This is a genomic window from Pseudofrankia sp. EUN1h, assembly GCF_001854645.1.
GTDB lineage: Bacteria > Actinomycetota > Actinomycetes > Frankiales > Frankiaceae > Pseudofrankia > Pseudofrankia saprophytica.
The window spans coordinates 224,958-248,669 of record NZ_MBLN01000025.1 but is presented as its reverse complement, the minus strand read 5'-3'; the positions used below and the strand labels follow the sequence as shown (position 1 = coordinate 248,669).

14 protein-coding genes, 1 tRNA gene and 1 pseudogene are annotated in these 23,712 nt (G+C 74.2%); 9 read left to right on the top strand and 7 right to left on the bottom strand.

Annotated features, from left to right (window positions below; all coding sequences use genetic code 11):
* The first annotated feature begins 409 nt into the window (after positions 1 to 409).
* A tRNA-Leu gene (locus BCD49_RS07365) sits at positions 410 to 492 on the top strand.
* Between the two features lie 1,117 nt (positions 493 to 1,609).
* Here BCD49_RS07365 and BCD49_RS07360 read toward each other — a convergent pair.
* Positions 1,610 to 2,353, bottom strand: a complete 744-nt coding sequence (locus tag BCD49_RS07360; protein WP_071041300.1) for an HNH endonuclease family protein — start codon at positions 2,351 to 2,353, stop codon at positions 1,610 to 1,612.
* A gap of 267 nt (positions 2,354 to 2,620) precedes the next feature.
* Here BCD49_RS07360 and BCD49_RS07355 point away from each other — a divergent pair, with 267 nt between their 5' ends.
* The gene (locus BCD49_RS07355) at positions 2,621 to 3,262 is read left to right on the top strand and encodes a TetR/AcrR family transcriptional regulator (protein ID WP_241832276.1); all 642 of its coding nucleotides are present in this window, start codon (positions 2,621 to 2,623) and stop codon (positions 3,260 to 3,262) included.
* Positions 3,263 to 3,344: 82 nt separating this feature from the next.
* On the opposite strand, the gene BCD49_RS07350 is transcribed toward BCD49_RS07355, so the two are convergent.
* Positions 3,345 to 3,725, bottom strand: a complete 381-nt coding sequence (locus BCD49_RS07350; RefSeq protein WP_007518061.1) for a rhodanese-like domain-containing protein — start codon at positions 3,723 to 3,725, stop codon at positions 3,345 to 3,347.
* A gap of 148 nt (positions 3,726 to 3,873) precedes the next feature.
* On the bottom strand, positions 3,874 to 4,752 hold the full coding sequence (locus tag BCD49_RS07345; protein ID WP_007518059.1) for an Fpg/Nei family DNA glycosylase: 879 nt from the start codon (positions 4,750 to 4,752) through the stop codon (positions 3,874 to 3,876).
* A 414-nt stretch (positions 4,753 to 5,166) separates the two neighbouring features.
* Here BCD49_RS07345 and BCD49_RS07335 point away from each other — a divergent pair, with 414 nt between their 5' ends.
* The 3 genes from BCD49_RS07335 to BCD49_RS07325 all read left to right on the top strand — a co-directional run bounded on the left by BCD49_RS07335 (position 5,167) and on the right by BCD49_RS07325 (position 9,080).
* Positions 5,167 to 6,984, top strand: a complete 1,818-nt coding sequence (locus BCD49_RS07335) for a serine/threonine-protein kinase (RefSeq protein ID WP_071041299.1) — start codon at positions 5,167 to 5,169, stop codon at positions 6,982 to 6,984.
* A gap of 54 nt (positions 6,985 to 7,038) precedes the next feature.
* Positions 7,039 to 8,469: an ATP-dependent sacrificial sulfur transferase LarE gene (larE, locus tag BCD49_RS07330; protein WP_083401325.1), complete on the top strand. Its 1,431-nt coding sequence runs from the start codon at positions 7,039 to 7,041 to the stop codon at positions 8,467 to 8,469.
* A gap of 215 nt (positions 8,470 to 8,684) precedes the next feature.
* Positions 8,685 to 9,080 (top strand): cold-shock protein, encoded by a 396-nt coding sequence (locus BCD49_RS07325; protein ID WP_007518054.1) that lies wholly within the window; start codon positions 8,685 to 8,687, stop codon positions 9,078 to 9,080.
* Positions 9,081 to 9,110: 30 nt separating this feature from the next.
* Here the strand turns inward: BCD49_RS07325 and BCD49_RS07320 are convergent, their stop codons facing one another.
* The 3 genes from BCD49_RS07320 to BCD49_RS07310 all read right to left on the bottom strand — a co-directional run bounded on the left by BCD49_RS07320 (position 9,111) and on the right by BCD49_RS07310 (position 13,388).
* Complete coding sequence (locus BCD49_RS07320) at positions 9,111 to 10,043, bottom strand: 1,4-dihydroxy-6-naphthoate synthase (RefSeq protein WP_007518052.1); 933 nt, start codon at positions 10,041 to 10,043, stop codon at positions 9,111 to 9,113.
* Between the two features lie 608 nt (positions 10,044 to 10,651).
* Complete coding sequence (mqnB, locus tag BCD49_RS07315) at positions 10,652 to 11,551, bottom strand: futalosine hydrolase (protein ID WP_007518051.1); 900 nt, start codon at positions 11,549 to 11,551, stop codon at positions 10,652 to 10,654.
* A 517-nt stretch (positions 11,552 to 12,068) separates the two neighbouring features.
* A complete protein-coding gene (locus BCD49_RS07310) occupies positions 12,069 to 13,388 on the bottom strand; it encodes a DUF3027 domain-containing protein (protein WP_007518050.1) in 1,320 nt (439 codons plus the stop codon).
* 129 nt (positions 13,389 to 13,517) lie between these two features.
* On the opposite strand from BCD49_RS07310, the gene BCD49_RS07305 reads away from it, so the two are divergent.
* Complete coding sequence (locus BCD49_RS07305; protein ID WP_007518048.1) at positions 13,518 to 15,329, top strand: MFS transporter; 1,812 nt, start codon at positions 13,518 to 13,520, stop codon at positions 15,327 to 15,329.
* A 39-nt stretch (positions 15,330 to 15,368) separates the two neighbouring features.
* Here the strand turns inward: BCD49_RS07305 and BCD49_RS07300 are convergent, their stop codons facing one another.
* Positions 15,369 to 16,409, bottom strand: a complete 1,041-nt coding sequence (locus BCD49_RS07300; RefSeq protein ID WP_007518046.1) for a glycine betaine ABC transporter substrate-binding protein — start codon at positions 16,407 to 16,409, stop codon at positions 15,369 to 15,371.
* A gap of 364 nt (positions 16,410 to 16,773) precedes the next feature.
* Here BCD49_RS07300 and larB point away from each other — a divergent pair.
* The 3 genes and pseudogenes from larB to BCD49_RS40400 all read left to right on the top strand — a co-directional run.
* A pseudogene (larB, locus tag BCD49_RS07295) lies at positions 16,774 to 17,547 on the top strand (nickel pincer cofactor biosynthesis protein LarB); the annotation flags it as partial.
* 161 nt (positions 17,548 to 17,708) lie between these two features.
* A complete protein-coding gene (gene larC, locus BCD49_RS07290; protein ID WP_007518043.1) occupies positions 17,709 to 19,250 on the top strand; it encodes a nickel pincer cofactor biosynthesis protein LarC in 1,542 nt (513 codons plus the stop codon).
* Between the two features lie 1,492 nt (positions 19,251 to 20,742).
* Positions 20,743 to 23,679 carry a MinD/ParA family ATP-binding protein gene (locus BCD49_RS40400; protein ID WP_241832275.1) on the top strand — a complete coding sequence of 979 codons (2,937 nt, stop codon included), beginning with the start codon at positions 20,743 to 20,745 and terminating at the stop codon, positions 23,677 to 23,679.
* Positions 23,680 to 23,712: the final 33 nt, after the last annotated feature.

Below are 23,712 nucleotides of genomic sequence, written 5' to 3'. Positions count from 1 at the left end.
GCGCCGCCCCCGTCATCGGGCGCCGGCAGCGCCCGGCGGGACTGGTTACGAGTCAGTGTGTATGGCGGGACCAGCCGGGGTCGGCGGCGGGGGACGCTGGTTGGCGGGGGACGCTGGTTGGCAGGGGACGCTATCTGACAGGGCGCTGGCCGCCACCGTCTTCGGGTGCTTCGCGTAGGTCGTCTTACCGATACCCCGTCAAGCCCGATGTCATAGGTCCACCCCGGGCCGGATCGCGCGCCCGTCCGCCCGTCCACCGGCCCGGCCGGAGACCAGCCGCGCGCCGCCATACCGCCTGACCCGCAACCAGTCCCGCCGTGCACCGCCGATGTCCGATGGCGAGGCCGCCCCGCGTCACCGCCCCACGCGGACGTGGTACGGTAGCTCCGGTCACGAGATAAGACCACTCGGGCGAGTGGCGGAATGGCAGACGCGCACGGTTCAGGTCCGTGTGTCCGAAAGGACGTGGGGGTTCAACTCCCCCCTCGCCCACGCGATCGGCTCAATCTTGTTCGTAAATCCCTTTCGGGATTTACTCCTGGGCTCCCGCGTTATGTTGCTCCGGGGCCGAGCCCCGGTCCCCGCGCCAGGGAGGGCTTCGCCCCCTGGAACCCCCATTCGGTTGGTTTCCAGCTTTTGCGTGCTGTTGGTGGGGCTTCGGATCGCTTTAGCGATGTTGCTGCGGTGTTTTTTGGGGCCGTATGGGATTGGCTCTTTCGCTGGGCCTCGGATAGCCGGTGYCGCGGYGAGACTGGTGGCTGGGGGTGCGGTATTCCGGGAGCTCTTCTTTTGTCGGGCGGTCCCGGCTCTTGTGTTGGCTGACGCGGGCTCTGGCGGGGAGTCGGGGCGTCGAGCTGGGGATTCGCCTCCTGGTCCCTCCTGATCGGGGTTGGTGGAGGGGGCGGGGAGGAGACCGGGGACGGCTGGACGACGCTTTCGTCGTGGCTGTATCGGCCTTGGTCGGGGCATGTGGTCGAGGTTGGTTGAAGTTGTGCGGTGGATCTGTTCCTGGCTTGGGTGGGCGGCAGGCTGGGTCTCGTCTTCTCGTCGGCGTCGGTGGCGCTGGATCGAAAGGGCGTTCGAGGCCGTGACGGGGTGGATGAGGTGAACTCCGGCGGGTGGGTGAGGTGACCGAACCTCGGACCCGTCGTCGCGGTGCCACTGATCCGAACGGGACGCGGCCGGGTGTCGATATGTTCCCCGGCGATTCTTTCCGGCTACCTTTCCGAGTTTTGGTACCCATTCGCGAGCAGGGGCACATTGGTAAATCTTTTGAAAACTGCCGGATTGGGAAATACTGGTAGGTGTGAGCGGAAGTGGCGGGGTTGCCGTGTCCGTCGCGGCTACTGGCGCCCGCTCGCTACGCCGGCGTCACCGGTGGCGATCTGGACTCCTTGGTCCGGATCGCCACCGGCGTGGTGGCACGGGCCCGCCGTCCCCACGAGCCCGCCGTTCCGCGGGCCGCCCTAGGACATCTCATGGCCTCGGCTGTCTGGCGACGAGGCGGGACGCGAGGTTCCCGGTCGTCCGGGATCGCGACCCGACCACCGCTGGCGACGCGAGGCCGGGGTCCCTGCTGGGGCGCGAAGCGTCCGGCCGCGGGACCGCCCTACTCGCCCAGTTCGGGCTGGGAGGGGCAGGTGGACAGGACGCCGCGCATGGCATCGGCCTCGGCCTGGGTGACCCAAAGGTGGTAGCGGGCCTTCAGGCCGACCTGACGGGCGACGTAGCTGCACTGGTAGCCCTTGGCGGGCGGGAGCCACTCGCTCGCGTCCTGGTCGCTCTTGTCGATGTTCGTTGGGCCGTCGACGGCGAGCAGGTTCTGCGGGTCGTTGGCGAAGGCCTCCCGCACGTCGTCGGTCCAGGCGTACGCGCCGGTACGCCAGGCGTCGGCGAGCGCGACGACGTGATCGATCTGCACCGCCGAGGAGTCCCGGCCCCGGTTGAAGCGGATGATCCGGTTGGTGTACGGGTCGCTCAGCTCGCCCGAGAGCACGATGCAGTCGTCGTTCTTGCCGACCGTGACCGAACGCAGGTCGCGGTGCAGGATGTCGTTGCGGGTGTCACAGCTGTTGTGGTCGACGTCCTTCCAGGCGGTGCCGAACTCGTCGCGGTCGTACTTCTTCTCGGTGCTCAGCGGCTGCACCTGCAGGGTGGYCAGCACCGCCAGCGCCGAGCCATCCCCGGCCGCGCCGCCCGTCGCCGGGCCCGCCGCCGGCGTGGGTGTTGGGCTCGAGAGACTGTCGACGGCCTGCTGGACCCCATCGCACGAGGTCAACAGCATCGCGGCGACCACACTGGTCACCAATGCCGCGGCCGCCACGCTCATTCGTCGCGACACCAACTTGCTCATCTACGCCCGCCTGTCCTTTGTCCGCTGTCCGCCGCCGCCGCTGCGACCGCCGCCCGATCGTCCGTGGGCAGTCTGCCTCGTCGGCCCAATCTTCCGGGTAGTCGACGAGAAGCGCGATCCGCCCCCCATCCTGCACTTTGGCACCTCCGGCGCCGGTTGCGACCCACGAATTCGGGTGTGTGATCGAATGGGCCGATCCCGCTGGCTTGGGGCCCTTACAGTGGCCGCATGCACCCGGGGGGCTCGCAGGTGGTCAAGGTAGTCAAGGTGGTTGGGCCGGGTCGGCCCTTGCGTCGCGACGCGGAGCGGAACCGGGAGCGCATCCTACGGGCGGCCCGCGAACTGTTCATCGAGCAGGGCCTGAGCGTGGGCGTGGACGAGATAGCCCGGCGCGCCGGCGTCGGCATGGGCACGCTGTACCGCCGGTTCCCCAACAAGGACGCGCTCGTGGAGGAGACCCTCGTGACCGCGGTCGGGCGGGTGCGTGAGCTCGCGGTCGTCGCCATCGAGGCACAGCCGCCCGGGCGGGCGCTGCGCGAGTTCCTGGTGACCGGACTGAGCGACGACGCCTGCCGGTGGGCATTCGTCTCCCGCCGGCTTTGGACCGGACGCACCCGAGCGGCCGTGTTCGACGAGGTGGTGCCGCTGATCGGGACGATGTTCGCCGATGCTCAGCGGGCCGGCCTGTTGCGCGCGGACGTGGTGCTCGCGGACCTGATCGTGCTGCTACGTGCGTTGCGGGTGATCCTCGAGCTCACCGACGCGCCGACCGGGGGCACCTGGCGCCGCTATGTCGACCTGATGCTCGACGGACTGCGCCCCAGCGACCACAACAGTCGCCTCGAGGACCCACCGGTCTCGCTCGCCCTGCTGGCCGGCGCGCCCGTGACCATCGCCGAGCTCAGGTAGGCCACCCGACGCGGGACAGCGCGGGCAACCGCCGCCAGGGAACGCCCTCGCGGGAACGCCTTCGCGGCGGGCCGGCCCGCCGCTACAGGACGAAGGGCGGGACTGACGTGTCGGCCGTCATCGGGCGGGCGGCCGAGGCCCAGGCCATCATGCCGCCCTCGAGGTTGTAGGCGTCCCAGCCGCCGTCGACCAGGAAGGCGGTGACCCTGCCCGAGCGGTGGCCGGAGCGGCAGACCGCCACCACCCTCGCCGAGCGCGGGACCTCGTCGAGACGGCCGGTGAGCTCCCCCATCGGAATATGGACCGCTCCGTCGATGTGACCGGCCGTCCACTCCTCCGGCTCGCGCACGTCGAGCAGGAACAATCCGGCCGAGGTCCCTCTTGGATCGGCGGCGCCGAGGTCGGAGGAATGGTTCGGCGGGATGTCAGCGACCGTGACGGTCGGCAGTTGGTCAGCTCCCACCACGCCATCCTCGCATTCCGAGACGGCGATCCGGCGACTGGGGCCCGCCGTCGGCGCGGTGGCCGGCCTGGCCCCGGGACCCGGAAGTGCCTCCGGCCGGCACCGGGAAGTGCCTCCGATCATGGCCAGAGGTGGCTCCGGCCCGCGGCTACTTGAGCAGGCGGGACAGGCGGCGGTCAGCGAGGATCCGGCCGCCCGTCTGGCAGGTGGGGCAGTACTGCAGGCTCCGGTCCGCGAAGGCGACCTGACGCACGGTGTCGCCGCAGCGCGGGCAGGCCTGTCCGGTGCGGCCGTGGACAGCCAGGTTCGCCTTCTTCTCCGCCTTCAGGTCCGCGGCGCCCAGGCCGCCGGCCGCGTCGACGGCGGCGCGCAGCACCCCGACCACCGCGGCATGCAGCGCCGCGACCTGCTCGGCGCCGAGACCGCTCGCGGGCGCGAACGGCGAGAGCCTCGCCGCCCACAGCGTCTCGTCGGAATATGCGTTACCCACCCCGGCGAGCACCGACTGGTCGGTGAGCACCCCCTTTATCTGGGCCCGCCCGGCGGCCGCGAGCAGCCCCGCGAGCGCCTCGACGGTGAACGCGTCGTCGAAGGGGTCGATCCCGAGCCTCGCGACGCCTGGCACCTCGGCCGGGTCGCGCACCAGGTAGACGGCTAGCCGTTTCTGGGTGCCCGCCTCCGTCAGGTCGAAGCCGGACCCGTCGGTGAACACCAGCCGGAACGCGAGCCCCCCTCGGCCGGCGCGTCCCGGCGCGGCCGGCTGGCTGTCCTTCCAGCGCAGCCAGCCGGCTCTGGACAGATGGGTGACCAGGTCGAGCCGCTCGCCGCCCGCCGCGGCGAAGACCAGGTCCAGGAACTTCCCGTGCCGGGTGGCGTCGACCAATGCCGCGTCCACCAGGTCACCGGGCCCCGGAGAGACGGTGCGCAGCGCGTTGATCGCGACCGGCTCCGCCCGCGCGACCACCTTGCCGACCGCGCGCTCTCTCAGGACCGACGCAAGCGCTTCCATCTCCGGTAGCTCCGGCATGTGCCCAGTGTCTCCTACCGCATGCGATCGTGGAGGCATGACAACTGGCGGTTCTGTCCACGACGGCCAGACCGACGGCCCGTGGCTGACCTGCCCCTGGTGTTCCGGGATCGTCCCGCTGGCTCACCTCGTTCCCTCCGACGAGGAGCCGGGAGCCGCGGTCGCCGTCTGCGACGACTGCGGTCGCCGTGTCTCGTTCCTCCCCCCCGACGACCCCGACAGGTCGTCGCCCGGGGTGTCGGCTAGCTGAACGCGGGGGGCGGGGAACCGGGGTGATGGGGCAGACTGCGGCTGGTGGGTCGCGCCAGGTCGCGCGGTGCTCACTGGCTGGCGGCATGGCGGGACGGAAGCGAGAGCGGGCGGGACAACGGCGAGGGTGACCGGGGTCATCGGGCCAGGAGACCGGGGGCGCGGGTGACGGAGGACGTGGCGGGCGCGGCGCGACGCCCGGCCTCCGGTGTGCCAGGCGAGCCGCTCGCCGCGCACGACCCCCGCCGGATCGGTCCGTACGCCCTGCTCAGCCGGCTCGGAACCGGCGGGATGGGAACGGTCTACCTCGGGCGGGGGCCAGCCGGCCGGCTGGTCGCCGTGAAGGTCATCCGGCCCGACCTGGCCGCGGACGAGGAGTTCCGCCGCCGCTTCCGCCAGGAGGTGGCCGCCGCCCGCCGGGTCGCCCCGTTCTGCACCGCCGAGGTGCTCGACGCCGACCCCGACGCGTCCGCGCCATACCTGGTGACCGAGTTCATCGACGGCCTGCGCCTGGACCAGGCGATCGCCAGAGGTGGCCCGCTCACGTCGTCGACGCTGACCGGTCTCGCGGTCGGGGTGGCCACCGCGCTCACCGCGATCCACCGGGCCGGGCTGATCCACCGTGACCTCAAGCCGAGCAACGTGCTGCTCTCGCTGTCCGGGCCCCGGGTCATCGACTTCGGCATCGCCCAGGCCGTGGCCGCGGACAGCAAGGCCAAACCGACGTCCTGGGGGTTCGGCTCCGCCGGCTGGATGGCGCCCGAACAGATCAACGGGCAGCCGATCGGGCCGGCCGCGGACGTGTTCACCTGGGGCATCCTCATGGCCTACGCCGGTACCGGCCGGCACCCCTTCGGTGAGGGGCAGGACATCGACCTCGCCTACCGGACCGTCTCGGCCGAGCCCGACCTGATCGGCCTCGCGCCGCCGCTGTACGGCCTGGTCGCCGCGGCGCTCACGAAGGACCCCGACGGCCGGCCCAGCGCTCGCGACCTGCTGCTCGCCCTGGTCGAGACGGGCCCGAGCGGCGGCGCGGGCCTCGCCMCGGGGGAGGAGCTGCTCGGGCTCGCCGCGGATCGGGCGGACGTGATGGCCGGCCCCGTCGTGGCGGCGCTGACCGGCCCCGACCAGCACGGCCCAGGCCAGCAAGGACCGGACCAGGGCGGCGTGGGCCGGGCCGGAGGGCTGCCCAGGACGAGGGTCGCGCCGCCCGGCTACGGCGCCGCCGGTCACGGTCCTGCGGGTCAGCGCCCACCGGGGGCCCGGGAAGCGGGGCAGGGGCAGGCCGCACCCAACCGAGGCCAGGCCGCCGCCTACCCCGGAGCTTCCGGGGGGATCGTGTCGCCGCGGCGGCCGTCGACCCCCGTCGGGGGCGAACGGCACTGGCCCGGGGGCGGCCCACCAGGCGGAGGGCCGGGCGGTCCGCCGCCTGCCCGGCGTCGCGGGCCGGGCAACCGCGGCAGCCGCGTCGGGCTCTGGCTCACCGTCCTGCTGCTCGTCCTGGGAGCGGCGGCGATCGCCGCGATCGCGCTGAACCCGGGCACGTCCAGCGACGTCGGCTCCGGTTCGTCCGGGACGTCGGCGACGCCGGCGACGCCGACGCCCACCGAGCGGGTCTACCGCGACGGTTCGCTGGAGTTCACCATCAAGGACGTGCGCTGCGGCGTGACCGAGATCGGTGTGATCATCAAGAAGCATCCGGACGGGCAGTACTGCCTGGTCAAGGTGAGCGTCCACAACGCCGGGAACACCGCGCGTGGCCTGGTCGCCAACCAGCAGTTCATGTTCGACCAGAACGGCGGCAAGCACGAGGCCTACTCCARCTCCCGCTGGTACTTCCCGTTGGAGAGCCTCTGGAACTCGGTCAAGCCGGACGGAGAAGTCAGCGGCACGCTCGTGTTCGACATCCCGTCGGTGGCCCATCCGTCACGTCTCGAGCTGCACGACGGACTCCTCGGCGACGGCGTGACCATCCAGCTCTGACGCCGATCCGGTCGGCGCCGGCCGGCGAGCGAGCGCGGTCGTTAGGCTCAGGGAGTGTCAGATGGTGCGCCTGCTTCTTCGCTGGTTGTCGGGTTCGACCTGGACCTGACGCTGTTGGACGCGCGCCGCGGCATCGCGGCGACATACGTGGAGCTCTCGGCGCGTACCGGCGTCCCGGTCGACAGCGCGCTGGCCGTCAGCCGGCTGGGCCCGCCGCTGGAGGAGGAGCTCGCGAACTGGTTCCCGCCCGGCGAGATCGCGGCGGTCGCCGCGCTGTACCGCGAGCTGTACGCGGTGCACGCGATCCCGGTGTCCGAGCGGATGCCCGGCGCCGTGGAGGCCATCGAGGCGGTGCGCCGCGAGGGTGGCCGGGTGGTCGTGGTCACCGCGAAGAACGAGCCGCAGGCCCGTGCCAGCCTCGCGGCGATCGGCATCGAGCCGGACGTCGTCGTCGGCAACCGTTACGCCAGCACCAAGGGTGACGCGATCCGCGAACTCGGCGTCGAGATCTTCGTCGGCGACCACGAGGGCGACATGATCGGGGCCCGTGCCGGTGGCGCCCTCGCCGTCGGGCTGACCACCGGGCCGCACGACGCGGCGGCCCTCGCCGCCGCGGGCGCCGACGTGGTCCTGGGCGCGCTCGCCGCGTTTCCCGACTGGCTGGCCGACACCGTGCTCGACCGGCGGCTCGCGGCCCTGTCCGCGAGGCTGACCGACCTCGGCTCGGTGCTCGTCGCCTTCTCCGGCGGCGCCGACTCCGCCTTCCTGCTCGCGTGGGCGGTGCGCACGCTCGGTCCGGACGCCGTCGTCGCGGCGACAGCCGTCTCGCCGTCGCTGCCGGCGGCGGAGCTCGCCGGGGCGCGCGCGCTCGCCGGCGACCTGGGCGTGCGCCACGTGCTGCCCGCGACCGACGAGCAGTCCCGGCCCGGCTACCGGGCGAACGGCGCCGACCGGTGCTACTTCTGCAAGGCGGAGCTCACCGAGACTCTCCTGCCGTTCGCGGCCGAGCTGGGCCTCGCGCACGTCGTCACCGGGACCAACGCCGACGACGCCGTCGCCGGGTTCCGTCCCGGCATCCGGGCGGCGGCCGAGCGCGGGGCCGCCACCCCGCTGCTCGACGCCGGCCTCACGAAGCGCCAGGTGCGGGCCGCCTCGCGCCGGCTGGGCCTCGTCACCGCCGACAAGCCGGCCGCCGCCTGCCTCGCCAGCCGGATCGCCTACGGCATCGAGGTGACCCCCAGCCGGCTCGCCCGCGTCGAGCAGGCGGAGGGGGCGCTTCGGCTCGCGCTGGCGGGAGCCGGGCTGGACTACAGCGACCTGCGGGTGCGGGACCTGGGTGACCGGGCGCGCATCGAGGTGGACGCCGGGCTGGTGACGACCCTCGCCGACCGGCCGGACCTGGTCGCCGTCGTGGAGGGCTTCCCCGCCGTCGAGGTCGACCCGCGTGGCTTCCGCTCCGGCTCCATGAACGAGCTGCTGTCCTGACCGCTGACTTTCGGCTGTCGGCTGTCGACCGCTGACTGGCGCGGATGAATTCCTGCGCCTGACGGGCGCGCGCCCTATAGCCTGATGACCGTCGTTGGCTGGTCGAGCCGCCCCGGTCGCCCGGGGCGAAGGCCGGCGAAGGCGCGGCCGGGTACAGGTGGCCGCGCCTTCTTTGGCCCTGTTCCATCCCGTCGTGTCACAGAACGAGGTCGCCCGTGCCCACCGGCAAGGTCAAGTGGTATGACGTCGACAAGGGATTTGGTTTCCTTAGCCGCGACGACGGCGGCGACGTGTTCGTCCACAAGGCGGCGCTTCCGCCCGGTGTCGAGAAGCTCCGCGCGGGCGACCGCGTCGAGTTCGGCGTCGCCGCCGGCCGCAAGGGCGACCAGGCCCTGTCCGTCCGGGTGCTCGCGGCGCCCCCGTCGGTGGCGAAGGCGGCGGCACAGGCCGCCCGGCGCAGCCCCGACGAGCTGCACAGCATGGTCGAAGACATGATCAAGATGCTCGACGAGGTCCAGCGGGACCTGCGACGCGGCCGCTACCCCGACCGCCGCGCCGCCCAGCGCGTCGCCAAGGTCGTCCACGCCGTCGCCAGCGAGCTCGAAGTCTAGGGCTGGCGTTCGAAGTCCAGGGCTGGCGGTTCAGCGCAGGGCGGTGGGAAGGCGGGGGACGAGGCCCTCGGCGGCGGCCCGTCCGAGGAGCTCCTCGACGGCGGCGTAGCCCTCGTCACCGAGATCGAGGCTGAAGTCGTTGACGTAGAGGTTGATGTGCGCCTGGACGACCTCGGGCGCCATCTCCTGGGAATGCGCCAGCACCCAGCCCGCGGACGCCGCCCGGTCGGTGAAGGCGGCCGCGACGCTGGTCCGCACGGCGACGCCGAGGTCGCCGACGGCGGCGGGCAGATCCCGGCGGGCGAGGATCGCGCCGAGCGGGATCGGCAGGCCGGTGGCTCCCTCCCACCAGTCACCGAGGTCGGCCACCGACACCAGCCCGTAGGACGGGTAGGTGAACCGGGACTCGTGGATCACCAGGCCCGCGTCGTAGCGGCCGTCGCGGACCGCGGGCATGATCTGGTCGAACGGGAGCACGTCGACCGAGGCCACGTCGACGCCGGCGGCCCAGAGCCGGAACAGCAGATACGCCGTGGTGCGGGTGCCGGGGATGGCCACCCTGGCGCCGCGCAGGACTCCCGGGCCGGCCGTGCCCGTCGCCCGCTCATCCACCTGGGCGGCGTCAGGGCCGCCGCCGGGCGCGCGGCCGGCGGCCATCAGGACCAGCGGGCCGCAGCCGCGGCCGAGCGCGCCGCCTGACGGCAGGAGCCGGTAGCCGTCGAGCAGCCACGGCAGCGCGGCGTAGGACACCTTCACCAGGTCGTCCAGGCCCTCGGCCGCCCGCGCGTTGAGCACGTCGATGTCGGCGAACGTCACCGACACCGGCGGCATCCCCGCCACCAGGCCATGCGCCAGCGCATGGAACGCGAAGGTGTCGTTCGGGCACGGCGAGATAGCCAGACTCAGCGGCGCCACACCCCCGGGCGCGGCGGTCGGCCTGGGCTGGGTCAGCTCGGTTGCCATGCTGTGTATTTTGGTTCGCTCCGTGCGGGCGGCGCGCTCCGGCCCCTTCCTTGCTTCGCTGCGGAAGGGACCTCCGCGCGCCGTCCTCCTCCGCTCACGTGCGCTGCGGCGACCTCCGCTGCGGCCCAACCACTTCGCTTCGCTCGTGGTCGGGCCTCCGCGGAGGCGCGCCTCCGCGCCGTACGGTCACCCGCCGTTGATCGTCACCAACCCGAAACGGCTGTGCTCCCAGGGCCACGTCGCTTCGCTCGTGGGTCGGGTCTCCGCGGAGGCGCGCCTCCGCGCCGCACGGTCACCCGCCGTTGATCGTCACCAACCCGAACGGCTGTGCTCCCAGGGCCACGTTCGCTTCGCTCGTGGGTGGCTCCCGCAAGGATCTGCTCCAGATCGGGCCCCGATCTTGGACTAGCGCCGGTCAAGCGGGTCGCAACCGAGCTGGCGCGGAGGCGCGCCTCGCGGAGGCCCGACCCACGAGCGAAGCGAAGTGGGCCGGGCCGCAGCGAGGTCGCCGGAGCGCACGTTCGCGGAGGAGGACACGGCGCGGAGGTCCCGTGGGAGCGAAGCGAGTACGGGGCCGGAGCGCCGTGCCCGCACGGAGCGAACCAATGTCAGAGCGTCTGGAGCAGGCCGTCAGGGTGGGCGACCAGGGCGCCCGCCGCGGTGCGCAGGCTCGCGAGCGCGGACGGCATGTTCCAGCTGCCCCGGTCGCGCCGGCCCACCTGGTTGCTGATCGCGCGGATCTCGCCGACGGGCACCCCGAAGGCCGCGGCGGCGATGCCGACCGCGTAGCCCTCCATGCCCTCCGCGACCGGGTCGAAGCGGGCGGTGAGAGTCGCCGCGCGAAGTTCGGTGCCGGTGACGGTGGCGACGCTGAGCACCGGGCCGGCGGCCACTCGGCGGCCGGTCAGCCCGAGCACGGTGCGCAGCCGTTCGACGAGCTCGGGGTCCGGGACGATCGTGGACGAGCCGAGACCCAGGTCGTCCAGGGTGAGGAACTTGCCGTCGACGGACGAGCTGGTGGTGCGTGGCAGCGGCGGCGCGCCGGTGCTGTGGAAGCCGAGGCTGCGATCCATCTCGTGGATCTGGCCCTGCGGCTCGCGCAGGTCGTCGAGGCCCGACTCGGCGCCCAGGTCGGCGGCGATCAGCCGCCCCGCCACCGCGAGGTCGCCTATCTCGGCCCAGCCGCGAAACCCGCCCGCGACCCCCATGGACAGCACGAGGGTGAAGGGGTCGCCCGCCGCCTGCGCGACCGCGAGCGCCACCGCGGTGCCGGCCGAGGCCGCCGGCCCGCCAGTGCCGGCGGCGAGCACCGTCACGGGGCCGCGGCGGCGCCCGACGTAGGGGCCGAGGGTGGACGTGGTCAGCAACTGCCGGTCCCAGTCGGGCGAGACGGGCGCGCTCGGCGCCTCGGCGGAACGTCCGCGGGAACGCGACCAGCTACCCATCAGGCCCGCGCACACCGCGTCCGCCTCCGCCTGCACGGCGGTGACGATCAGGGTGCGGCTCATCGGCGTGTCCGAGGCATGGTTCCTGGCTTTCGTGTCGCTGTTACGTTGCGTCGCACTATTGTCACGCCTGAGGCGCGTGGTCGGTCCTGCCGGTCACGTTCCTTCGGGGTCCGGGGTCGGCCTGGCGGCCCTGGGTCGGTTCCGTGCGCCATCGAAGGAATCAACATGCCCACCGGAAGCGCCACCGTGTCGGATGGCGCGGTAACAGCACGGGGTTTCCAAGACGGGCAAACAGGACTTTGTTGACGGACCTTAGCATCGCCGTCGACGGTGCGTGGTGCCCCGCATCTCCATGTCCGGCTCGGTGGCGACTCGACCCGGATCGGCACGTCCGGCTCGTGCGCCACCGCCGCGGACCCCGGGCATCCCGCGGGCATGCCGGGGGCGGCGGGGACGCCGGCGGCCTGGCGGCCCCGGGGGCCTCCGCCGAGCGGTGTCGATGCCCCACCGGGGGGCCGGTTGGGCCGCCCGGCGGAGCGCGCGCTTCAAAGGCGGTCCACGCGCGGTTCAGACCGGTTCAGGCGTGACCGTATGGCTCCGGGCGGCCGGCGTGGCTGATGCCGGAAGCGTCCCCGCCAGCGCCGCCCGCCGTCGCGCCGACCAGCTCGACGTCCGTCGGCGTCAGATCGGATGGATCCTCGTCGAAGGGCACTGACTCGGGATGCGCCGACGGCGCGACCAGCGCCTCGGAATGGGCGCCRCAGCCGTGGTCGATGGAGGTCACCCGTGCATCGTCCGGCGCCAGCTCGTTGGCGCACGCGCCGAACAGGCGGCCAAGCGCGCCGGCCAGCCGCACGTGGAAGCCGCAGGTGAGGCAGGTGGCCGGGGCGACCTTCGCCACATGCGCGTCCGGGCCGGGCTCCCCGGCGTACCAGCGCGCGCTGGCCTCCTCGCGGCCGATCGCCGACAGCACCCGCGGCCGGCCGAGGCCGAGCTCCAGGAAGTCGTCGGTGTCGACGAGCTCGTCGACGTCGCTACGGCGCAGCGCGAGCCTGGGGTCGTCGACGGCGGTCGGCAGCAGATCGCCGACGCCGACGTCGCCCGGGCGCAGCCGCTGCGACCACGGCACCCAGGGCGGCGCGAGCAGCGCGCCCTCGCCCGGCATCAGCACCACGTCGTCGACGGTCACCCGGCGAACCCGTGGCGCCCGCGCGGTGATGACGGCCCACACCCAGCCCCGGTAGGCGGGTGTGCGGCAGGCGAACCGGTGCAGCACCAGTCGCTCACCCTCGGCCTCGACGCTGAGGTGCTCGCCGACCGCGTCCGCGTCGCCGGCCTCCTCGACGGCGGCCTCGCGGGCGACGTCGACCGCGGCCGCACAGACCGGGTCGGGGGCCCGGACGGCCCGCCCCGCGCGACCACGGCCCCCCTCGTCGACCGTCTCGTCCTCGTCCGCCGCGCCCTGGATCTCGGCGACAGCCGGCTCGGGCTCGGGTGGCGTGACTGCTTCGGGTTCCTCGGAGGCCTCGGCGGTCGGCACCGTCTCGGGCTCGGCTTCGGGTGGCGTGACTGCTTCGGGTTCCTCGGAGGCCTCGGCGGTCGGCACCGTCACCGTCTCGGCAGTGGGCTGCTCCCCGGAGAGTGTCTCAACGGTCGGTGTCTCGGCGGCCGGCGTATCGGGAACCGGGGGGTTACTCGTCGGGGCCTCGGCCGAAACGGCAACCGGCTCGGCGGCCTGGCCGGCGAGCGCTTCCGGTGCCTCCTCGCTGGTCACGGGGTCTGGCGTCCCGGCCGCGATCGACGTATCCGGCTGCGCGGCCACAGGCGTAGCTGAGGCCGCGGCCGGCGTCGCCGGGGTTGCGCTCACGGCGTCGTCAGCGCCTGTCACATCGTCCACGAATACATTCTCGCCCAACCGTGACCGGTACGCCCGGCGTGGTCGTGGCCCAGCGGCTGTTTCGCGAGCACACTCGGCAGGGTGGGTACTGGCGGGATCGGCCGAACGGTGGGAAAGGCCCGCGCCGGGATGGGCACGGGCCTGACTCGGGTGCGCGCGTCGACGAGACGGGATGGCGCGGACCGATCAGGGCTCGCGGCCCTGCTCGACCTGTCCGTGATCAATGCCGCCGGCGACGCGTTGGTCACCGTGGTGCTGGCTGGATCGCTGTTCTTTTCCGTCCCGACGGGTGAGGCGCGCTCCAAAGTCGCCCTTTATCTGTTGATCACGATGGTGCCGTTCGTGCTGCTCGCGCCCGTGATCGGACCGGTCCTCGACCGGTTTCCCTACGGGCGGCGCTCGGCCCTCGCCGCGCTCTGCCTTGGCCGCGGCATGCTTGCCTGGCAGCTGGCCGCCTCGCTGACCGGGCTCGCGGTCTACCCGCTTGCGCTCGGCCTGCTCATGCTCTCGCGGGCGTTCGGGGTCGCGCGCAGCGCGGTCATCCCGCGGGTGGCTCCGCCGGAGCTGACCCTCGTCAAGGTCAACTCGCGAATGTCGATGGTCAACATCGTTGCCGGCACCATCGCCGCCCCGGTCGGCCTCGGCGTCGCGCACATCCCCTACGTCGGTTACCCGTGGGTGCTGCGGATCTGCGCGGTGCTCTACCTGGCCGGCGTGCCGTACGCGTTCAAGCTGCCGAAGCGGGTCGACTCGAACGAGGGAGAGCGCCGGCTGCGGGACGTGGTCGCCTCCGCGACCGGCCCGCGGGCTCCCCTGGTCGCCGGGGAGAAGAAGCAGAGGAACCAGAGCCGGCCGGCCCGGGCGCGCGCCGCCGTGCGGGCGGTGCTCGGCGGGTCACCGGCGGCGCTGCGCTCGACCCTGGTGCTGCGCACGATTGTGGGATTCCTGACCTTCTACCTGGCCTTCCTGCTGCGCGCCGAGGGCGGAACCTCGCTGTGGCTCGGCGTGCTGGCCGCGGCGGCGGCTGTCGGCAGTGGTCTGGGCGTCCTCATCGGCGGGCGGCTCGGCCGGCGTCGCCCCGAACGTCTCCTGACCCTCGCGCTGCTGCTGACGACGGGCAGCTGCGCGCTCGCGGCGGTCACCTACGCGAAGCTCACGGCGTTGCTCGCCGCGCTGTTGGCGATGCTGGCCGCCTCGATGGCCAAGCTCGCCCTGGACGCGATCATCCAGCGGGACACCGCCGACGACGTGCGCAACTCGGCGTTCGCCCGCTCGGAGACCGTCCTGCAGCTCGGCTGGGTCGGCGGTGGCGCCGTCGGGCTGATAGAGATGCCCGGCCCGCTGGGCTTCGTCCTCGCGGCCGCGGCGGCCGGCGCGACGGTGTTCGGGCAGGCGCGGGAGCTTCGGCGGATCCGCGCGGCGCGCCGCGCCGAGGCCGACGCACCGGAGACGGCGGGCGACTGGCCGACCGGCGAGCCCTGGTCGGGCGGTGAGACCTGGTCGGCCGGGCGAGAGGTTCTTCCGGCGATGATGCCGCCGCCCGGGGACCAGTCGCCGCCCGCTGGCTGGCCAGCGGCCGCCACGGTTCCCAGGGACCAGCCGAAGCCCACCCGCAGATGGGGAAGCCGCACGCGGCCGCAGGCAGCTCCGCGACCACCGTCGACCTCGGACTGGCCCCAGTCTTCGTGGTCCGGGGACCCGTCGCAGACGGATGGGCCGGGCTGGGGAGAAGGCGACGACTGGCCGCCCGCCGCCGCGGCGGCGGGCGGCCCGGTGCCAGCCGTAGACGCGGAGGTGACCCTGCCGGCCCGCCGGCGCCGGTGGGGGCCGCGCGCGAGCGCGCGGCCGATCGAACCCGACCCGGACACGACCCGCCCCCTCGACCAGGAACGGCGGCACCCGCAGGTGCCGCCGCCCAGGGCCGATCTTCCTACCGACTAGCGTCCGCGGCCCGGTCGAGACCGGGCCGGCTTCGGACTGCTAGGCGAGCAGGTTCTTGCTCTTCAGGTATTCCTCGGCGACGTCGGAGGTCTTCTCCCGGTCGGAGTCGACCTTCTTGTTCAGCTCGGCGAGGTCGGCGGTGGTCAGCACGGGCGCCAGCGCGTTCAGCGCCGCGCTGATCTCGGGCGTGAGTGACTTCGTGTTGACGATCGGAACCAGGTTGTCAGCGTTCTGCAGCTTCTTGTCGTCGTCGAGCACGACCAGGTCGTAGTCGTCGACCGTGGCGTCCGTGGTCAGGACCAGCCCGAGCTGGGCGGTGTTGTCCTTGACCGCGGACTTCGTCTGCGCGGTGTCGACGCCGGTCTCGACGATCCCGGTGACCTTGATGCCGTAGGTCTTCTCGAGGCCCGGCTGGCAGAACGGCCGGGTCGCGCACTCGGGACCCGCGGCGATCTTCACCTCGAGGCCCTTGGCGCCCAGGTCGGACAGCGTCTTGAGGCCGTTCTTGGACGCGAAGTCCTTGCTGACGGCGAACGCGTTCTGGTCGACGGCGTCCGCCGGGTCCAGCGCGGTGAGGCCCTTGCCGGTGGCGAGCTTGCGCAGCGCCGCCAGCGACGCGTCCAGGTCCGACGACGAGACCGACGCCGCGTCCTTGCCGTTGACCAGCGAGTTGAGCAGGTCGGCGTAGGTGGCGACGTACTGCGGCATGACGTCGATCTGGCCGCTCTCCAGTGAGGACTGGGCGATCTCGGTGCTCTGCACCGAGGTCCGGTCCACCTCGAAGCCGGCCTTGGTGAGCAGCTGGCCGTACATGTCGGCCAGGATCTTGCTCTCGGTGAACCCGGCGTCGGCGATGGTCAGGTGCCCCTTGGCGGCGCTGGTGGTACCGCTGGCGGCAGGCTGCCCGGAGTCGTCGTCGGAGCCGCCACAGGCGGCCGCGCCCAGGGTGACTGCCAGCACGGCCGCGACGCCGACCACGCGTGGCCCGACGCCGCGGCCGAACAGCCGGCCGAGGTGTGGGCGGCCGCGGCGGCGTGGCCGCGGATCGGGATCGTCGGCGAACGGTGTCGTTTCTGCCACAGGTACCTCTCCTGAGTGTGGGCGCCCTGCGCCCTGCCCCGTGCACCGGCGGCTGGCCGGGCCTCGTCGTGTGGAAGTGGGCTGGGCAACGGTCCGCAACACGTTGTCCGGCCGATCGAGGCAACGCAACCAGATACTGCCTATTCCCGGTGGAAAACCACAGAACTGTAATCCTCGTGTCATACAAACGAGCCCGGCTGCGGAGCGTGGATGAGCAGCCGTAGCGAGTAGCCGCGGGACGAGGGACGCCGTCGGCCACATCCGCGGCCACATCCGCGCCGGCCCCCGGCTGCCGGCGGGCGAACGTACGATCGGGCGCCGAACAGACGGCGGCGGAGCGGCGGCGGAGGTGAGACTGGCACCGATGGACACCGAACAGCTGCGCGCGCTGTTGACCGAGGTGGCCGCCGGTCGGGTCGACACGGACGAGGCGATGGCTCGGCTCGCGGCCGGGCCGCTCGGCGACGGCGCCGGTTTCGTGGACCTCGGGTACGCGCGGGTCGACACCCACCGCGGCGTGCGCACCGGGGACCCGGAGGTCGTCTACGCGGCTGGCAAGACGGCGACCGAGACCGTCGGCATCGTGACCGCGCTGCGCGCGGCGAGCGGTGACGGCCGGCCCACCCTGGTCACCAGGGCCGGCAGGGAGACGGTCGACGCTCTGCTCGCCCACTGGCCGGACGCCATGGTGACCGACCGAGCCCGCCCGCTGGCCACCGTCGCCGTCGGCCAGCTCCCGCCGGCCCGCGGCCGGGTCGTCGTCGTCTGCGCGGGGACCTCAGACACGCCGGTCGCCGACGAGGCGGCCCTCACGGTCGCGGCCAGCGGCGCGGGTGTCGAGGTGCTGTGCGACGTCGGCGTGGCCGGGCTGCACCGGCTGCTCGCGGTGCGCGACGTGCTCGCGGGCGCCGACTGCCTCGTGGTGGTCGCCGGGATGGAAGGCGCCCTGCCCAGCGTGATCGGCGGCCTGGTCGGAGTGCCGCTCGTCGCCGTGCCCACCAGCGTCGGATACGGCGCCGCGTTCGGCGGGCTCGCGGCGCTGCTCGGGATGCTCACGGCATGTGCGCCCGGGATTGCCGTTTGCAACATCGACAACGGCTTCGGCGCCGGCCTGTTCGCCGCGCGGGTCGCCCGCGCCACCGCCGGCGCCCGCGGCACGACGGCCGTCACACCCGACGTCACCGAAGCGGGCGTCGACGACGGCCGCGACGGCCGCGGGCCGCGGGCCCCGGTCGCGGCCGTCCCGAGGCCGGTGGGGCCGGCCGAACCGGCCGAACCGGTGGGGCCGGTCGGGCCGCGATGACGCGACGGGTTGGCTGGCTGGACCTGTCCTGCGGAGCGAGCGGCGACATGCTGCTGGGCGCCCTGGTTGGTGCCGGGGTGCCGCTCGGCGCCATCGCCGGCGCCGTCGACGCGCTGGGGCTGCCCATCAGGCTCGAGGCGAGCCAGGTACGGCGCGCCGGCCTCGCCGCGACCAAGGTCGACGTCGTCGTGCCCGCTGACGACACCGTCCGCACCTGGGGTGACGTCCGCGGGCTGCTCGCCGGCGCGCCCTTGGCCGAGCCGGTCAGGGTCCGCGCGGCGGCCACCTTCGCCGCGCTCGCGGCGGCCGAGGCACGGGTGCACGGGATCGCGCCGGATGAGGTCCACTTCCACGAGGTCGGCGCGCTGGACGCCATCGCCGACGTGGTGGGCGTGAGCGCCGGCCTCGCCTATCTCGGGCTGGACGAGCTGGTGGCCACCGCGGTCGCGCTCGGCGGTGGGCGGGCCAGGACGGCTCACGGCGTGTTGCCGGTTCCCGTGCCCGCCGTGCTGGAGCTGCTGCGGGCGGCGGGCGCGCCGGCCAGCGGAGGCCCGGCGCAGGTCGAGCTGTGCACGCCGACCGGCGCCGCGATCGTCGTCACGTCGGTGGCCGGCTACGGCCAGCTGCCGCCGCTGCGGGTGACCGCCGTCGGCGCGGGCGCCGGCACCCGGGACCTGCCCGGCCGTCCCAACGTCGTGCGCCTCGTCCTCGGCGACGCGCTGGAGGAAGCGCTCGGCGGTAGTGGCTGGCGGGGCGGCGGCCACTCGCGCCATGACCACTCGCACCGCGGTCACTCGCGCGGTGACCATTCACATGACGGTGACGGCGCCGTCGCCGTCGCCGTCGCTCTCCCGCCCGACCCGGCAGAGCAGGCCGACGAGGCGGAGCAGGCTGACCAGGCTGACCAGGCCGACGAAACCCGAGACCGCGGCGGGTCCGGAGGGCGAGGCGAGCTGGGTGGTCTCGTCACCACCGACGAACTGGTGCTGGAGGCCAACGTCGACGACCTCGACCCGCGAGTGTGGCCGTCGGTGCTCGCGGCGCTGCTCGCCGCGGGCGCGGTGGATGCCTGGCTGACGCCGATCCTGATGAAGAAGGGCCGCCCGGCGCACACGCTGCGCGCGCTGGTGCCACTCGTGGCCGCGCCGGGCGTGCGGGCGGCCGTCTTCGCGCACACCTCGACCCTGGGGCTGCGCGAGACGGCGGTGCGCAAACATGCGCTGGCCCGCGGCGTGCGCGTCGTCGAGGTCGCCGGCCACGCGATCCGGGTCAAGGTCTCGCCGGGTCTCGCCGGCGCCCACGTCGACGACAGCGGTGCCGGCGACCGGAACGCCGGCGGCCACGTCGGCGACCTTGGAGGTGGTGATCGGGGTTCCGCTGGCGGCGTGGCCCAGCCCGAGTGGGAGGACGTGGCGCTGGTCGCGGACCGGCTCGGCTGGCCGGCGCGCCGGGTGCTCGCGGCCGCGAACGCGCTCGCGCACGCCGGCGACTGGTCGGACGTACCCCTGCCCGCCGAGGGCGGCCCCGCCGCGATCTGATCCGCGCCGCCCGCGCTGATCCGCGCCGCTCGCGCTTGACCCCGCGCCACCTGTGCTGATCCGTGCTGACCCGCGTGGCCCGTGCTGATCCGCGCGGCCCGCGAGCCGGCCGCTGACCATGCACGGGCGGCGCCGTGGTTCCACACTGCTCTGGAGTGAACGGGTGACGACCTCCGTCGTGGGTAACCGTGGGGTGAGTGGTCAGAAGGCGCATGGCACCCACCAGGGCAAAGTCCCCACCGGACCGGGCGAAGCCCCTCGGATAGGCCCGCCAGAGGGTGGCATGGGACTATGGGGTGGGTGCTTATAGTGATCTTTGGCCATTTCCGCGCCATGGGCTAGTCCATCGGTGTTCTAGTCACCGGTGGATCCAGCCCCCGACGGAAGGGTTTCCTGTGGACGGAGCGGGCGCCAGGCCGGATCGTGAGTGCCCCGCCCATGGCGGGGCGGACCGGGCGGGATCATGAGGAGCGACGCGGACATCGATGCCGGTGACGGGTATCCGCCCTCGCGGTACGCCGGTCAGCCGCGGGTGGACGTCGCCAGGGCGCCCGCGGGAACGGGCCGTCTCGACCCCACCGCGCTGCCCTTCGCGGCTGGATACCTGGGCCGCGCCGCCGCCGGCGAGCCCATCGGCGAGCAGGGTGCCGACTTCGGCGGCGCGTACGGTGCCGACGGCCCTCCGAGAACGCCGGGAGTCGGACGCCTGCCGGGCGTGGGCGCGCACGGCCAGCTCCCCCCACCCCCACCGCCCCCACCGGTTCCGCCGCCTGGCGGAGAGAACCCGAGGTACGGCGCGTCGGCTGGTCCCGGCTCGGCCGCCCCCGGCGGCGCTCCGGACGGCCGGCGCCCGCCAGGGCCCGCCGCCTCCAGGCAGGCGCCGGGCGCTCTAGCCGGACCGGGTCGGCCAGGCGGGCCGGGCGGGTACGGCGCCTCGAATGCTTACGGCGCCCCGAGTGCCTACGGAGACCCGAGTGCCTACGGAGACCCGAACGGATTCGACTCATCGCACGGTCGTGGCGCACCTGACGGTCGTGGCGCGCCTGACGGTCGTGGCGTTCCCAACGGTCGTGGCGTTCCCGACGGGTACGGCGCCCCGAACGACCAGGCCTTCGATCCGCGCGGCTTCGGTGCTCCGGGCGGCTTCGGCGGTTCACCCGGACCCGCGGCGCCGAACGGATTTGGTCGCGCCGAGGTGGCCGACTGGCGATCGGAGGTCGACCTAGACGGGCGCGCGCACCCCCGCGGCCCGCGGCCCGGTTCGGCGGCCGCTCCGCCGCCCGCGCCGGGCCCCATCGACTTCGATCCGGGCGACCGGATGCCGGCCCGCCCGCCCGTCTCGCCACCGGGCTCCAACGGTTGGCGCCCCGACCCCTGGGCTCCGGCCCACGCGCAGGCCGGCCCGAACGGGGCCGCGCGAGAGCGACGGCCCGATCCGCTCACCGATTTCACCGTCGACGCGTCCGCCTCGCCGGGCGGCCCACCGAGGCCAATGCCCGACGGGTGGTCGGTCGGGGCTCCGGACCATCCGTCCACCCACGCCGCCGCGCCGCCGCCGCCGCGTCCGGCCGCCCCGCCGCGTGCCGTGCCCGGCCCGCAGTCGCCCCCGCGGGGCGGGTCGGCGCCGGGTCCCGGCGGGCCATTCGCGACGGACGGGCGCGTCGAGGACTGGCAGGGGGGCTACCCGGCCCGTGCCCTTCCCGGCGCACCGGCGGATGGTCCCGCCGCGAGGCCAGCCGGCCCGGCCGAGCAGGCCGCCGGCCGGAACCCGCCGTCCGCCGACCCGTTCGGCGTCGTCGCGCGCGACCCGTTCGTGCTCGGCGGGCGAGGGCCCGCCAGACCTCCCGCCCCGCCCGCGGGTCCGGCCGCTGAGTTCTCCAACATCCTGGCCCCCGCCAGCGGCACCGCCCGTCAGCCCGCCGACCCGCGCGAGCCGGCGCGGGAGGGCCACGGTGTTCCTTACGCGCCAGGGCATCCGTCCTGGCCGACCGGCCTCGCCATGGAGAACCCCAACGCCCCATCCCGGCCACAGACCTCCCGGCAGCCTTCCCAGCCGGCCTCCTACGGTGGCTTCGCCGATCCGGCGGGGGGCCCGGCCGACCTGCCCGGGCCGCCGCGCGTCCCGGCGGCGAACGGGCGCGGACCCGTCGGCGCGCCGTACGGCCAGAACCAGGCCGGCGCCTTCTCGCCCGCCGGCCCACCGCCGCCGCCCGCACCGCCGGGCAGGCAGTCGCCGGCCGGGCCACCGCCCGGGAGCCAGGCGTACGGCGCCGGGCCGGTCGGCCAGTTCCCGGCCGCGCCGCCGACCCGCCGGCAGGACTGGGACGTCTCGGGCGGTGGGCGCGGCGATGTCGCCGTCGGCGGGTCGTCGAGGCCCGGCGGTCCGATCGTCTTCGGCGGGCCCGACGACGGGCGGCGTGTGGGGGCCGGTCCGGGGATGAGTGTGGACGGCGGTCCTGGCGCCGGCCGCGGGCCCGGGGCGGGTTCCGCCGCCGGACCGGGCAACGGCGCCGCGCGGGGCAACCAGGCTGGGCCTGGTCACAGCGCCGGTCCGGGTCACAGCGCCGGGCCGGGTCACGGTGCCCGGCCCGGCGCGGGCGCCAGCATGCGCCAGGCCGGCGGCATCGCCGTCGGCGGTGACGCCGGTTCGCCGGTCCGCTCCCAGCCCGCCGCCGGGCCGTGGGTGGTGGAAGGCTCGGCCGCCTCGGTGGGAAGGCCGCCGGCGAGCCTGGGCCGCGACGGCGCGGGAGCCGGTCGGCCGGGGCCAGGCCCCGGCGAGCGGCCGGGCTCGGCGGGTCGATCGACCCAGGCGTTCGACCCGCTGTTCGACGATCTACCGATCGGCCAGGCGCCGGGCGGTCCCCGTAACACCGCGTCGACGACCTTCGCGCCCCTTCATGACCGGGCGCCCGGCTTCCAGCCCTCGACGCAGTTCCCGGCGCCCGCGCCGAGCCCGCTCCCGGTGCCGCCGCCCCCACCGCCGGGCATGGCGCCACCCGCCACCGCCGCCGTCGGCGGCCCGCTGGCACCGCCGCGACCGCCCGCGATGCCGCCCCCTGGCGTCGAGGGCGGGACGCGCCGGCCACCGTCGGGCCCGCCGCCCGCGGGTCACGAGCCGGCTGGTTATCCGGCGGCAGGCCGACCGGCCGGGCGCCCTCAGCCACCAGGCGCCGGCCGGGTTCAGTCCGGCCAACGCGAGCCGTGGGACCAGTTCGACGCCGCACCGCCGCGCCGCCCCGGCCTGGCGCCGCCGGATGGCCGGGACGGCCGCGACGGCCGTCCGGTCCGGGATGCCCGCGACGCACGGGAAGGCCGGGAGACCAGGGACGACATCGGGGCGCTGTACACGCCGCCCCGACGGCGGAACACGCCGGACGGCTCCGATCAGGCGGGCGGTCTCGCCGATGCCGACCCGTCCGGCCGGACGAACGGCCGGCACGGGACCGGGCACCCGGGGGCGGCGCTCTACAGCGATGCCCTGCTGGGGCCCGCCCAGGAGACGGCGGCCCGAGGCTGGCGCAAGGTCGTCTACCAGATGTCCGGCGGCGCGGTGAACCCCGGGCCGTCGCCCGACGAGGCCCGGCACAACCGGCTGCTCGGACACATCCGGACGCAGCTGGTCGACTGTCACCGGATCGCCGTGATGTCCCTGAAGGGCGGCGTCGGCAAGACGACGACCACGATCGGGCTGGGCTCCACGCTCGCCGACCTGCGCGACGACCGGGTCGTGGCGATCGATGCCAACCCGGACCGCGGCACCCTGGGGACGAAGGTGCAGCGGCCCTCGCCGTACACCGTCCGCGACCTGTTGGAGCGCGCTCCCGGGTTGTTCCGCTACGTCGACGTCCGCCAGTACATGGCCCGGTCGGACTCTCGGCTCGACGTGCTGGCGTCGGCGGACGACCCGGAGATCTCGGAGGCGTTCGCGGACTCCGACTACCGGGCCGTCGACGAGCTGCTGCAGCGCTACTACTCGATCCTGCTGACCGACTGCGGCACCGGCATGCTTCACAGCGCCATGGGCGGCGTACTGGCGCTCGCCGACACGCTGGTGATCGTGACGAGCTCCAGCGCCGACGGCGGGACGTCCGCCAGCGCCACCCTGGACTGGCTGGACGCTCATGGCTACGCGGACCGGGTCCGCGACGCGGTGGCGGTGATCTCGATGTTCCCGCAGAACGGCGATGGTGTGGACGTCGACTCGCTGGAGCAGCACTTCGCCGCGCGCACCCGCCGGGTGGTGCGGGTGCCGTGGGACCCGCACCTGGCCACCGGTGGGCGGATCGACCTGCACGAGCTCAAGCGGGAGACGCGCCGCGCCTACCAGGAGCTCGCCGCCGCCGTCGCCGAGCGCTTCGCCCCGCCGGACCTCGACGACGCCGGCTACCCCATCTCCCAGTCCCGGTACGACGACCGCCTGTTCTCCTGACCCGTCAGCCGTCAGCCGTCAGCCGTCAGCCCA